The 11772-nt window shown below is 52.6% G+C and carries 12 protein-coding genes; 10 read left to right on the top strand and 2 right to left on the bottom strand.

The window, feature by feature from the left end:
• Positions 1-81: 81 nt before the first annotated feature.
• Positions 82-3363 carry a carbamoyl-phosphate synthase large subunit gene (carB, locus tag ACN0IC_RS05795; RefSeq protein WP_416877819.1) on the bottom strand — a complete coding sequence of 1094 codons (3282 nt, stop codon included), beginning with the start codon at positions 3361-3363 and terminating at the stop codon, positions 82-84.
• A gap of 145 nt (positions 3364-3508) precedes the next feature.
• Here carB and ACN0IC_RS05790 point away from each other — a divergent pair, with 145 nt between their 5' ends.
• The 4 genes from ACN0IC_RS05790 to ACN0IC_RS05775 all read left to right on the top strand — a co-directional run bounded on the left by ACN0IC_RS05790 (position 3509) and on the right by ACN0IC_RS05775 (position 6158).
• On the top strand, positions 3509-4375 hold the full coding sequence (locus ACN0IC_RS05790; protein WP_416877818.1) for a M48 family metallopeptidase: 867 nt from the start codon (positions 3509-3511) through the stop codon (positions 4373-4375).
• 20 nt (positions 4376-4395) lie between these two features.
• The gene (locus tag ACN0IC_RS05785; RefSeq protein ID WP_416877817.1) at positions 4396-5424 is read left to right on the top strand and encodes an SDR family NAD(P)-dependent oxidoreductase; all 1029 of its coding nucleotides are present in this window, start codon (positions 4396-4398) and stop codon (positions 5422-5424) included.
• A gap of 63 nt (positions 5425-5487) precedes the next feature.
• The gene (locus ACN0IC_RS05780) at positions 5488-5784 is read left to right on the top strand and encodes a hypothetical protein (RefSeq protein WP_416877816.1); all 297 of its coding nucleotides are present in this window, start codon (positions 5488-5490) and stop codon (positions 5782-5784) included.
• Positions 5781-6158: a type II toxin-antitoxin system death-on-curing family toxin gene (locus ACN0IC_RS05775; protein ID WP_416877815.1), complete on the top strand. Its 378-nt coding sequence runs from the start codon at positions 5781-5783 to the stop codon at positions 6156-6158. The genes ACN0IC_RS05780 and ACN0IC_RS05775 overlap by 4 nt, the downstream gene beginning before the upstream one ends.
• On the opposite strand, the gene carA is transcribed toward ACN0IC_RS05775, so the two are convergent.
• Positions 6153-7304 carry a glutamine-hydrolyzing carbamoyl-phosphate synthase small subunit gene (gene carA, locus ACN0IC_RS05770; protein WP_416877814.1) on the bottom strand — a complete coding sequence of 384 codons (1152 nt, stop codon included), beginning with the start codon at positions 7302-7304 and terminating at the stop codon, positions 6153-6155. The genes ACN0IC_RS05775 and carA overlap by 6 nt on opposite strands.
• A 243-nt stretch (positions 7305-7547) precedes the next feature.
• On the opposite strand from carA, the gene ACN0IC_RS05765 reads away from it, so the two are divergent.
• From ACN0IC_RS05765 to ACN0IC_RS05740, 6 genes are all read left to right on the top strand, one after another.
• Positions 7548-8024, top strand: coding sequence for a GatB/YqeY domain-containing protein (locus ACN0IC_RS05765; RefSeq protein WP_416877813.1), 477 nt, complete (start codon positions 7548-7550; stop codon positions 8022-8024).
• 83 nt (positions 8025-8107) lie between these two features.
• Positions 8108-8407: a YggT family protein gene (locus tag ACN0IC_RS05760; RefSeq protein WP_416877812.1), complete on the top strand. Its 300-nt coding sequence runs from the start codon at positions 8108-8110 to the stop codon at positions 8405-8407.
• Between the two features lie 64 nt (positions 8408-8471).
• The gene (locus ACN0IC_RS05755) at positions 8472-10421 is read left to right on the top strand and encodes a heme lyase CcmF/NrfE family subunit (RefSeq protein WP_416877811.1); all 1950 of its coding nucleotides are present in this window, start codon (positions 8472-8474) and stop codon (positions 10419-10421) included.
• Positions 10418-10945 carry a DsbE family thiol:disulfide interchange protein gene (locus tag ACN0IC_RS05750; protein ID WP_416877810.1) on the top strand — a complete coding sequence of 176 codons (528 nt, stop codon included), beginning with the start codon at positions 10418-10420 and terminating at the stop codon, positions 10943-10945. The genes ACN0IC_RS05755 and ACN0IC_RS05750 overlap by 4 nt, the downstream gene beginning before the upstream one ends.
• Entirely contained in the window at positions 10945-11328 is a 384-nt protein-coding gene (locus tag ACN0IC_RS05745) for a cytochrome c-type biogenesis protein CcmH (RefSeq protein ID WP_416877809.1), read from the top strand. The genes ACN0IC_RS05750 and ACN0IC_RS05745 overlap by 1 nt, the downstream gene beginning before the upstream one ends.
• Positions 11325-11747 carry a hypothetical protein gene (locus ACN0IC_RS05740; protein ID WP_416877808.1) on the top strand — a complete coding sequence of 141 codons (423 nt, stop codon included), beginning with the start codon at positions 11325-11327 and terminating at the stop codon, positions 11745-11747. Before ACN0IC_RS05745 ends, ACN0IC_RS05740 begins: the two co-directional genes overlap by 4 nt.
• Positions 11748-11772: the final 25 nt, after the last annotated feature.

Below are 11772 nucleotides of genomic sequence, written 5' to 3'. Positions count from 1 at the left end.
CTTACAAACCAGGTAATTTCTTAGCGGCAAAAGTTTTACCTATCCTGCCATCTCAACGAGGCCGCGTCCTCATATACACTGTTACCCCGCCGCGATACTCTGAAGGCTTTCCACCTCATAATCGCCTTTGGACAAATCCTTAATGGCTTCCACACTTGCGCGAGCAGCGGCGGCGGTTGTGAAGTAAGGGATTTTCTGGGTCAGGGCTGTGCGCCGAAGAGAGAAGCTGTCCTTTAGAGATTGTTTCCCGCTCGTGGTATTAAATACCAGCTGCACATGGCCGTTTTTCATCTCGTCGACAATATGCGGGCGACCCTCATGAACCTTTTTCACGTAGTCCACTTCGATGCCCTGCTCGCGGAGATATTTCGTCGTGCCGCCCGTCGCCATGATTTTGAAGCCGAGCCCTATGAGCTCGCGGGCAAGCTCCGCCATTTTCGGCTTATGCTCTTCGCGCACGGAAATAAAGACGGTTCCGGATTTCGGCAAGACAACGCCGCCGCCGAGCTGGCTCTTGGCAAAGGCCATACCGAAAGTTTCGGAAAGTCCCATGACTTCGCCAGTCGAGCGCATTTCGGGGCCGAGGACCGTGTCCACGCCCGGAAAACGGGCAAAGGGGAAAACCGCTTCTTTGACCGCAATATATTTTTGCGGACGAACCGAAAAGTCAAATTCTGAAAGTTTGTGCCCCGCCATAACTTTCGCCGCGATAGACGCGATCGGCAGGTTAATGGCTTTTGCCACAAAGGGCACGGTGCGGGAGGCCCGCGGGTTCACTTCGATGAGGTAAACTGTTCCGTCCTTGACCGCGAATTGTGTATTCATAAAACCGACGACGCCGAGTTCGAGCGCGAGCGCTTTCGCCTGACGGCCAAGCTCCGCGACGACATCGCTCGACAATGTATAAGGCGGAAGCGAACAAGCCGAGTCACCGGAATGAACCCCTGCTTCTTCGATATGCTCCATAATTCCGGCGACATAGACGTCTTCGCCGTCGCAAATGACGTCCACATCGACTTCAACGGCGTCGCGCAAATACTGGTCAATCAATAAGGGGGATTTGCCGGACACTTTTACCGCTTCCGTGATGTAGCGGTTCAGCTCTGCATCATTATCCACGATCTCCATGCCGCGTCCGCCCAGCACATTCGACGGACGGAGCACGAGCGGGTAGCCGACTATATCCGCAGCAGACTGGGCTTCCTTGGCGTTACGCGCAATCATATTATTAGGCTGTTTCAAGCCAAGCGTATCCACAAGATCCTTGAAACGCTCTCTGTCTTCGGCCCGGTCCAGCGCGTCGCGCTTCGTGCCAAGTAACGGAACGCCGTTTTCTTCCAAAGCCTCTGCCAATTTCAACGGGGTCTGCCCGCCAAATTGGACGATCACGCCGAGAAGCTCGCCGCTCTCCTGCTCGGTCATAATGAGTTCGAGAACATCTTCTTCCGTAAGCGGTTCGAAATAGAGCCGGTCAGAGGTATCATAATCCGTTGAAACCGTTTCCGGATTGCAATTGACCATGATGGACTCGACATCAATATCCGCCATCGCATAGGCGGCGTGGCAGCAACAGTAATCAAATTCTATTCCCTGACCAATTCTGTTGGGACCGCCGCCCAGAATAATGACTTTCTTGCGGTCCGAGACGCGCGCCTCGTCCTGCACTACGCCGTTGAAACTCGGATTTTCATAGGTCGAATACATGTAAGGCGTCTTGGCCTGGAATTCCGCCGCGCAGGTATCCACCCGTTTATAGACAGGCCGGACGCCGGCCTTCCGCCGGGCCTTACGCACCGCCTGTTCGGATTTTCCGGTCAGCTCTGCCAAGCGCGCATCCGAAAACCCTTCGGACTTGATGGCGCGCCAAGTTTCGGCGTCTTTCGGCAAGCCTGTTTGTCTGATCCACTCTTCGGCTTTGACGAGGGCTTCAATCTGGCGGAGGAACCACGGATCGATTTTGGTATATTGAAACACCTTCTCGACCGTAAATCCGTGGCGGAAGGCTTGCGCGACAACGAGAAGGCGATCCGGCGCGAGGATTGAAAGTCGGGCTTTGATCGCGCTGCGAAGGTCTTCCGCATCCATCTCGCCCGTGGGGTCAATTTCCACTTCATTCAATCCGGTCAGGTCGGTCTCCAAAGACCTCAGGGCTTTCTGAAAGCTCTCAGAGAATGTCCGCCCGATTGCCATGGCTTCGCCGACCGATTTCATCGCCGTTGTCAGAATAGGTTCGGAGCCCGGGAATTTCTCAAACGCGAAACGCGGAATCTTGGTCACGACGTAATCAATTGTCGGCTCAAACGCCGCCGGGGTCGCGCCTGTAATATCGTTATCCAGCTCATCCAGCGTGTAGCCGACGGCCAGCTTCGCCGCGATTCTGGCGATCGGAAAACCTGTCGCTTTGGACGCCAGAGCAGAGGAACGCGACACTCGCGGATTCATTTCGATCACGACCATGCGCCCGTCTTCCGGGTTGACGCCGAACTGAACGTTGGATCCGCCGGTCTCGACACCGATTTCGCGCAGCACGGCAATGGAGGCGTCCCGCATGCGCTGATATTCCTTATCCGTCAGGGTAAGCGCCGGCGCCACGGTAATCGAGTCGCCCGTATGCACACCCATCGGGTCGATATTTTCGATCGCGCAAATGATGATGCAGTTATCCGCTTTGTCGCGAACCACTTCCATCTCGTATTCTTTCCAGCCCAGCAGGCTTTCATCGACCAGAACCTGATGCGTCGGCGACGCCATCAGGCCGGAGCGGATAATCTCTTCATATTCTTCGACGTTATAGGCCACGCCGCCGCCGGTTCCGCCCATGGTAAAGGCGGGGCGGATAATGGCCGGGAGCCCGGTAAAATCGAGCGCTTCCATCGCCTTGGCGATGCCGGCCTGAATGTCCCCGTCGGGCGCCGTCACAATTGTCGCGCGAGGATTTTCAAGACCGATCTTCGTCATCGCTTCGGCAAAGCGCTCCCGATTCTCGGCCTTGTCGATAACGTCAGCTTTCGCGCCGATCATCTCGACGCCGTGTTTTTTGAGCGCGCCGCTGGCCTCCAGCGCGAGCGCCGTATTAAGCGCGGTCTGACCGCCCATCGTCGGAAGCAGCGCATCGGGTTTTTCAATCGCGATAATCTTCTCGACAATTTCGGGGGTGATGGGCTCGACATAGGTGGCGTCAGCCATGTCGGGGTCGGTCATGATTGTCGCCGGATTGGAGTTCACCAAAATAACGCGGTAACCTTCCTCTTTCAGGGCTTTACAGGCTTGCACCCCGGAGTAATCAAACTCGCAGGCTTGCCCGATAATAATGGGCCCCGCCCCTATGATCAGAATGGAAGAAATATCAGTACGTTTAGGCATGAACGAAGATCCGCTTTTGGCGTTGAACGTCTAGAATCCGGCGTAAGAATCCAAATTGCCCCCCTTTAGAGAAATGAACCCGACGATACAAGTATTACCAAAGCCAAAATATGTGATAGAATGTGAATGAACTGAGGACGAATAGATGGTTTTTAGAAATCAATTTGGGGGGCGGCGATCGTCTCGGCGCGGCGGCGGATTTCGTTGGCCAATTATGGTGCTCTTCGCCATTGGCGCGGCGATTTATTATTTCACGAACCAGGAAGAGGTTCCTTTCACAGGTCGGCAGCAGCTACGCACCATGGAACCGGAACAGGAAATGCAGCTCGGCCTGCAATCTTATGAGCAGATTCTAGCAGATAACCGCCAAAATCTTGTGATGTCAGGGGAAATTTATGACGCAACGCAGGAAATCGGCAGGCGAATAGCGGAAGCGGCCGCCAACGAAGACCCCGGGTTTGATTGGACGTTCAACGTTATCCGGAGCGACCAAGCCAATGCCTTTGCTCTGCCGGGCGGATATACGGCCGTTTACACCGGACTCATTCCGATAGCGGAAAATGAAAACGGCTTGGCCGTGGTTATGGGGCACGAAGTCGGCCACGCCCTTGCCCATCACGGGGCGGAACGCATGGCCCAACAGAATATGCAGCGTATTGTCGGCTCCGGCGTCGCCATGAGCGCAGGCGGTATGGATTACGAGGCGCAGCGCGCCGTCATGGGCGTCTTTGGCGGCATTAGCCAATATGGCTACGCCCTTCCTTTCTCTCGCAAACATGAATCCGAGGCAGATTATATCGGATTAATCCTGATGAGCCGCGCTTGTTATGACCCCCGCGAAGCGCCTCGCCTCTGGGAGCGCATGGGCGCGCAGGCCGGAGCTTCGCCGCCCGAATTTCAAAGCACTCACCCGAGCCCGGAAACAAGGGTAAATGACTTTGAGGCCTGGATGCCTGAAGCCATTGATATCTACAATCAAAACTGCCCCAATAAAATTTCACTTTCCCAATAAAATTCTTTGAGAGTAAAGTTATGACCGACACCGTCCTTGTCACTGGCCTATCCGGTTTTATTGGCTCTCATGTAACCGCCAAACTGTTAGAAAAAGGCTTTGCCGTCAGAGGCACCGTTCGCAGAGAATCCAAAGGCGAAAAAATTGCCGAGGCCTTGGCCGCCAATGGCTCTGACACGTCAAAATTGGAATTAGTCGAAGCCGATCTCGAAAAAGATGCAGGCTGGCCGGAAGCGGTCAAAGGTTGCCGATATATACAACATATCGCCTCTCCCTTTCCTCTCGAAGCGCCCAGCGATCGCGAAGCCCTCGTACCAGCTGCCCGGGCGGGCGCCCAACGCGTCCTGGAACATGGGTTCTCATCCGGAGTCGAACGTATTGTTATGACGTCTTCGCTCGTGTCCATGATGGGACAACCAGGGCGTAAGAATAAGATGATCATTAAGGAAGATGACTGGTCTGACCCAGACTGGAAACCTCTGACGGCCTATCCTGTTTCAAAAACCCGTGCCGAGCTGTCGGCCTGGGCTTATGCCAAAGCGCAAGGTGTTGAGGAAAAGCTGACAACGATATGTCCGGGTCTCGTCTTGGGGCCGGATATTTATGATAATGGCGGAGCGTCCCTCGGCCTTCTGAAAGCCATGCTGGAAGGCGAGTTTCCCATGACTCCCAAAATTGCCTTTCCGATTATAGATATTCGGGACTGCGCCTCGATCCATGTCGCGGCAATGACAGCGAGTTCCACCGGCGGCCGTAGATTGATGGCGGCGGGGAAAACCTATTGGCTCAGTGAAGTTGCCGATATTTTAAGAGAAGCCTACCCCAAAGCAAAGAAATTGCCGAAATCCGAAATGCCGAATTTCATGGTGAAACTGGTGGCTCTGTTTGATGACCGCGTGAAAAGCGTTCTTCCGGACCTCGGAATTTTCCACAAAGCTGACGCCGCCTATGTGACATCTCTCACTGGCGTTGTGCCGCGGCCGTCTAAGGTCGCTATCTTGGCCACAGTTGAAAGTCTTATTCAGAACGGCGATATATCCATAGATTGATTTGTCATGACAAATCTTGACAAAACATGATAAATGTTTATCTCCATTTCAGAGGATATGAACATGACCAAATCGAATTCCACTCAGAAATCATCTCAGAGTAAAAATGAGGTCAATGAAAAAGCGGCTCCTTTTGAAGGAGAGCGCAAGAAGTTTGCCACGCAGATGGATGCTGCCTTATTGAAGCGTTTGCGCGGCTATGCCAAATCAGAAGGTCGCCAAATTCAAGCTGTTCTTGAAGACGCCGTCGAGTCTTTTCTGACAGAAAAGCAGGGCTATGTAATGGATCCGCGCGTTAAGGCTGCCCATGAAAGAAGCCTGAAACGTTATGACAAGCTGTATAAAGCTTTGGCGAAATGAAACGTTGGTATCCAACGCTGGACGACGTTCTGGCGATTCATGAAATTCAACTCGAAATTTATGGTGGGTCTCCGGGCATACGCGATATGGGGTTGGTGGAAATGGGTCTTTTCCGTCCTCAAACGGGATATTACAAAGACCTGCTGGAGGAAGCGGCCGCCCTTTGGGAAAGTTTCATGCAGAACCATCCATTTATCGATGGTAACAAACGGACCTCTTTTGAAATCATGCACGTTTTTCTGCAGGTTAACGGGTTCGATTTGACGAGCGAATCCAGTGATATTGAAAGCTTCATTTACGGATTATTCGATCAAGGTGAAGTAAACTTCAAAAGTCTTGACGACTGGCTACGTGAAAACACGAAGGCCTTATAAAGCCTCGGCAAATCTTTCGAACAGATAAAAACTATCCTGCGGCCCGGGGCTGGCTTCGGGATGGTGCTGCACGGAAAAGACGGGCTTTCCGCGCAGGCGGATGCCGCAATTTGATCCATCGAACAGACTGACATGAGTTTCTTCGACCGTGTCGGGCAAACTATCGCGATCAACGGCAAAACCATGGTTCATGGAAACAATTTCAACTTTGGACGTCGTATAATCCTTGACCGGATGGTTGGCGCCGTGATGGCCCTGAGGCATTTTCACAGTCTTGCCGCCAAGCGCAGCCGCCAAGAGCTGATGCCCAAGGCATATGCCCAAAATCGGCATATCGGCCTCGACCAATTCTTTAATAATAGGAATGGCATACTCACCTGTCGCGGCGGGGTCTCCGGGACCATTTGAAAGAACAACCCCGTCGGGTTTCATGGCCAATATATCTTTGGCAGACATTGTGCCGGACACGACGGAAACACTCAGACCGGAAGAAGTAAGATTGCGAAGAATATTCCTTTTTACGCCATAGTCGATAAGGACAACTTTTTTGGTCCCTTCTTTATCTTCGTGACCTTTCGGCCAGACCCAGCGCGCCTCACGCCACTCAAAATTATCAGGATCTATCATGTCCTTTGCCAGATCCGCCCCGACAAGTCCGCCCCATGATTTCGCCTTTTCAGTCAAATCGGCAATATCAAATTCGCCCGTTTCGGAGTGGGCAATGATGCCTTTGGGCATACCGTTATCCCGGATAAAGCTCGTCACGGCGCGCGTATCCACGCCGGACATACCGATTATTCCGCGCGCTTTCAGCCAGTCTCCCAGCTCTCCTTCAGAGCGCCAATTGGACGCCGGCGTGACGCTGGCTTTGAATATGGCGCCGCGGGCGGCGCGGCGGGCCGCAGGCGTCGTGGCTTCTTCATCTTCATCAGTGGTTCCGGTGTTACCAATATGCGGAAAGGTAAAACAGACGATTTGCGAGGCATAAGACGGATCTGTCAGAATTTCCTGATATCCCGTCATCGCCGTGTTGAAACAAACTTCTCCGACGGCTTCTCCGGTGGCCCCGATGCCTTGTCCGTGAAACACATCTCCAGTTTCAAAAACAAGGATAGCTGTGGCTTTAGATGTTAAAATATCAGCCATAACGCGAATCCTACTCGATTTCAGTGACCTGCCTGACGAGCGGCCAAACTTCAAAGGCTTTTAAGGATCGGCTTCTTCTTTTCAAGACTCAATATTCAGCTTTTCCAGAGATAGGTTAAAATAAGAGCAGTAGGGGACGGGTTGGCATTTATACAGAAACCAGTATAAGGCGGGGCGACGAAATTGGATTTCGCCGTCAGACTGAATTAGATTTTTACTTCGAAACGATATGTGAAAGCCTCTATGCCCGTTGCAGCCACCCCTCTCCGTGATGAAATTTCCGAAGAAACCAAAACAGCCATGCGCGCCAAGGATTCGGCCCGCCTCTCCACTTTAAGATTGATCAGCGCCGCCGTTAAAGACCGCGATATCGCTGCCCGCGCCGAAGACAGGTGCGAAGGCATATCCGACGCTGAGATTTTATCCATCCTGTCTAAAATGGTCAAACAGCGCGAAGAAAGCGCAAAAACCTATGAAGACAATGGCCGCCCCGAGCTTGCAGAACGTGAACGCTCGGAAATTGAAATCATCCGCAACTTCATGCCGAAGCCTTTATCCGACTCAGAAATGAAACAAGCCATTGCGCAGATCGTCGAGGAAAATGGCGGCACCTGTCTGAAGGATATGGGAAAAATCATGGGACAACTTAAGTCCCGATATGCCGGCCGAATTGACATGGGCAAAGCCGGGGCCGTCGTCAAAGGCCATTTGTGCAGTTAAGCCCCTCTTTGTTTTAAGGGAAACTTGTCCTGAAACAGAATACTGCCTAGATAGATTTTTTATACCTTACAGAGCTTATCACTATGTCATTTCTTGACTCCCTTATCGTTTTCTTCATTTCGCCGGTGATTTCGATCCTGCTGATCATCCTTTTTGCCTATATGATTTTCAGCTGGCTGATTGCCTTTAATGTGGTCAATTTACGCAATCCCGTTATGGGGACGATTTACGGCATTATCAGCTCCATTGTCGAACCTATACTAATGCCATTGCGCCGCGTGATTCCGCCATTGGGCGGGTTTGATATGGCCTTCCTGGTCTTGGCTTTAGGGCTTTACTGGATAAATGGCTGGGTTCTCCCGAGCTTGATGACGATTGTCTAAGCCGTCCTTGACCTCGCTGTATTTGTCGCACGGCAAACCCGTTTAAAATCCCTATAAGGCAAATATGATTGCCGAAATCGGACATTTCTGCCTTATCCTTGCTTTGGTCACGGCCCTATTACAGGCGACGCTTCCGCTATATGGCGCTCAGAAAGAACAGACCGCCTATATGGGATTCGCCGATAAAGCCGCTCGCATTCAGTTTGCACTTCTCGCCGCCAGTTTTATCTGTCTCACCTATAGTTTTCTTGCCTCTGATTTCTCCGTCAAATTAGCGGCGACCCATTCCCATACAACCAAACCGTTTCTGTATAAAATCAGCGGTGTCTGGGGCAATCATGAAGGCTCCATTCTGCTCTGGACTGTGATGCTCGGACTTTATGGATTTCTTTTCTCTCTTTTTTCCAAGCCACTCCCGGCCAATTTACGGGCCCGAACTCTGGCGGTTCAAGCGTTGCTTGGAGTCGGCTTTATCAGCTTCGTTCTTTTCACCTCCAATCCCTTTGAACGTCTGTTTCCGGCTCCTTTGGACGGTCTTGGGCTGAACCCAATCTTGCAGGACCCCGGCCTCGCCATTCATCCGCCGCTACTTTATCTCGGCTATGTCGGCTATTCTCTGGCCTTTTCCATGGCCGTTGCCGCTTTGATGTCCGGCGAGATAGGCGCGGCCTGGGCCAAAGCCTTGAAACCCTGGTCTCTCTTGGCCTGGAGCTTTCTCACGCTCGGCATCACCATGGGCTCTATCTGGGCCTATTACGAACTCGGCTGGGGCGGATGGTGGATGTGGGATCCGGTTGAAAATGTCTCTTTTATGCCATGGCTTATTGGCACAGCGCTTCTTCATTCAATCATGGTGATGGAGCGCAAACAAAACCTCGCCCATTGGACAGTTCTGCTGGCGATTACGGCTTTTTCTCTCAGCCTCGTTGGCACCTTTATTGTCCGCTCCGGCGTCTTGGTCAGCGTCCATGCCTTCGCGGTTGATCCGGCGCGCGGTGTCTTCATTCTGGCTTTACTCTTACTCGCGACGGGCGGCGCTCTGGGGCTTTACGCCTTTCGCGCCAAAACCCTTATGCGGCGCGCCGAATTTGATCAGATGTCCCGCGAAGGCGGCCTAGTCCTGAACAATCTTCTCCTCGCGACGGCGACGGCGACTGTTTTCCTCGGCACATTTTATCCGCTTTTGATGGACGCCTTTACCGGCGATAAAATCAGTGTTGGCAAACCCTATTTCGATCTGACTTTCGCGCCAATTATGTGCGTCTTGATTTTGTTCATGGGCGCGGCGCCCTTGCTGAAATGGCAGAGAGATTCGCTGGCGTCGCTGAAAAAATTCGGGCTCATCTGCGGCGTGGGGGCGATCGCCATCACAGGCCTGACGTTCCTGTTTGGAAAATCTGTTCTCGGCGGCTTGGGCTTGGCGCTTGCGGCTTATCTGGCCTTTGGGGCGATGAAAGCCTTTCTTCGTAAGCGCCCGCTTTCCAAACTGCCCAAACAGGCGCGTTATCATCACCTGAGCTTTGCTCTCGCCCATCTCGGCGTCGCGGTCTTTACGGCCGGCGCAGTTATCATGAGCGTCTGGGCGGACGATACGATTGGACGGGTCAAACCGGGCGGCTCGCTTGACGTGGCAGGTTACAGTTTTACCCTGACAGACATAAATGGCGGCGAAACACGCAACTATACCTATCGGCGGGGCGAGGTCAGCCTTTCTAAAAACGGGCGCGACTTAAAAACTCTTCGAACAGAGCAGCGTTTTTACCCCGTCCGCGAAATGATTACGACCGAAGCCGGTTTCAATTTCGGCCTCGGCGCAACTTTATTTGCGGCGATAGGCGAAGGCACGCCTGAAGACGGGTATATCCTTCGGGCAAATTATCAGCCCGCCGTCATTTGGATATGGATTGGCGCGCTTATGATGGCCCTGGCTGGTTTTCTGTCCTTGATCGGCATTCGGACTTTGTCCCATAGTTCGTCGAGGCCCGATCAGCTTGAAAAGAGGGAAGCCTTATGATGCGCGCTTTATTACCTCTTATTGTTTTTCTCGGCCTCGGCGTGGCTCTGGCCATCAGCCTGACCAAAGACCCTCGCCGTTTGGAAAACACTTTAATCGATGAACCTTTTCCGTCTTTTTCGCTCTCCGCTCTGGATGATCCAGATGAGATTTTCACCGAAGAACTCGTCCAAGGCCAAATCAGCGTCATAAATGTCTGGGGCTCCTGGTGCGTAACCTGTAATGTCGAGCACCCGATTTTGATGGATGTTGCAAAGGACGATTCCATACGGCTTATCGGACTGAACTGGCGAGATGGTCGGGAGAAAGCTCGGAGCTGGCTGAATAAACGCGGAGACCCCTACGATCTGATTGTTTTTGATCCGGATAGTGAACTGGCCATTCCCTTGGGCGTCAGCGGCGCGCCGGAAACATTTATCACGGATAAAAATGGACGGATACGATATAAGCATTCCGGGGCCATTAGCTTTGAAGACTGGAACACTATTTTTCAGCCCTTGCTTGAGACTTTGGAGGCCGAATAATGCGGATATTCATCCTCCTTTTCTTTTTCTGGGCCATACCCGCCTTTGCGCAAACCCCTGACGCGTCATTGGCGACCGACCCCGCCCTGGAAAACCGGGCGCGGGAAATTGGGCAATCCTTGCGCTGCGTCGTCTGTCAGAACCAGTCTATTGATGAAAGCGACGCCCCCCTCGCCCAAGATATGCGCAAGCTTGTGCGCGAAAGACTCAAAGCCGGGGACAGCAATGAAGAGATAATCAATTTCATGCGCGAAAAATATGGCGACTTCGTCCTATTAAAACCCCCTGTACAATCCAACACCTATTTGCTCTGGACTCTGCCCTTCGTTCTCTTATTTGGCGGATTAATTTGGTTCATCAGAGCCGGGAGGCGTCCGGCATGACACTCTGGCTTATTCTCCTTATTGTCGGTTTGGGAACGGCTCTGGCTTTAATTACCCCTCTCAGCACTGCCGGGAAAAAACCTATTCTCACCCTGCCTCTCATGGCAGGCATCCTTATTTTCTCTTTTGGACTTTATTCGGTATTAGGCACGCCCACTCCGCCGCCTCCGGCCGCCCTGGAGACTCCTGATATTAACGCCATGGTAGAAGGATTGGCGGAGCGTCTGGAAGCCAATCCCGACGATCCGCAAGGCTGGGCCCGACTTATCCGGTCGCGCATCGTCATGGGAGACACAGAGGCTCTGATCCGTGATCACAAAGCGATGAGCGCCTATTTCGCTGATCAGCCGGCTATAATCACAGAAATAAACCAACGCAGTGGGTTTGACGAATTGGCCGCGTCACTTGAAGAAGAATAAGCCCCAAAAATATATCTTGTAATGG

The sequence above is a fragment of the Litorimonas sp. genome, assembly GCA_029936425.1.
Lineage (GTDB): Bacteria > Pseudomonadota > Alphaproteobacteria > Caulobacterales > Maricaulaceae > Litorimonas.
The sequence above is the reverse complement of the archived record's forward strand: the minus strand, read 5'-3'. Positions and strand labels throughout refer to the sequence as shown.

What these genes read in the sequence shown, in the direction of transcription:
- carB (WP_416877819.1), bottom strand. Translation starts at nt 3,363, where the DNA reads ATGCCTAAACGTACTGATATTTCTTCCATTCTGATCATAGGGGCGGGG.
- ACN0IC_RS05790 (WP_416877818.1), top strand. Translation starts at nt 3,509, where the DNA reads ATGGTTTTTAGAAATCAATTTGGGGGGCGGCGATCGTCTCGGCGCGGC.
- ACN0IC_RS05785 (WP_416877817.1), top strand. Translation starts at nt 4,396, where the DNA reads ATGACCGACACCGTCCTTGTCACTGGCCTATCCGGTTTTATTGGCTCT.
- ACN0IC_RS05780 (WP_416877816.1), top strand. Translation starts at nt 5,488, where the DNA reads ATGACCAAATCGAATTCCACTCAGAAATCATCTCAGAGTAAAAATGAG.
- ACN0IC_RS05775 (WP_416877815.1), top strand. Translation starts at nt 5,781, where the DNA reads ATGAAACGTTGGTATCCAACGCTGGACGACGTTCTGGCGATTCATGAA.
- carA (WP_416877814.1), bottom strand. Translation starts at nt 7,304, where the DNA reads ATGGCTGATATTTTAACATCTAAAGCCACAGCTATCCTTGTTTTTGAA.
- ACN0IC_RS05765 (WP_416877813.1), top strand. Translation starts at nt 7,548, where the DNA reads ATGCCCGTTGCAGCCACCCCTCTCCGTGATGAAATTTCCGAAGAAACC.
- ACN0IC_RS05760 (WP_416877812.1), top strand. Translation starts at nt 8,108, where the DNA reads ATGTCATTTCTTGACTCCCTTATCGTTTTCTTCATTTCGCCGGTGATT.
- ACN0IC_RS05755 (WP_416877811.1), top strand. Translation starts at nt 8,472, where the DNA reads ATGATTGCCGAAATCGGACATTTCTGCCTTATCCTTGCTTTGGTCACG.
- ACN0IC_RS05750 (WP_416877810.1), top strand. Translation starts at nt 10,418, where the DNA reads ATGATGCGCGCTTTATTACCTCTTATTGTTTTTCTCGGCCTCGGCGTG.
- ACN0IC_RS05745 (WP_416877809.1), top strand. Translation starts at nt 10,945, where the DNA reads ATGCGGATATTCATCCTCCTTTTCTTTTTCTGGGCCATACCCGCCTTT.
- ACN0IC_RS05740 (WP_416877808.1), top strand. Translation starts at nt 11,325, where the DNA reads ATGACACTCTGGCTTATTCTCCTTATTGTCGGTTTGGGAACGGCTCTG.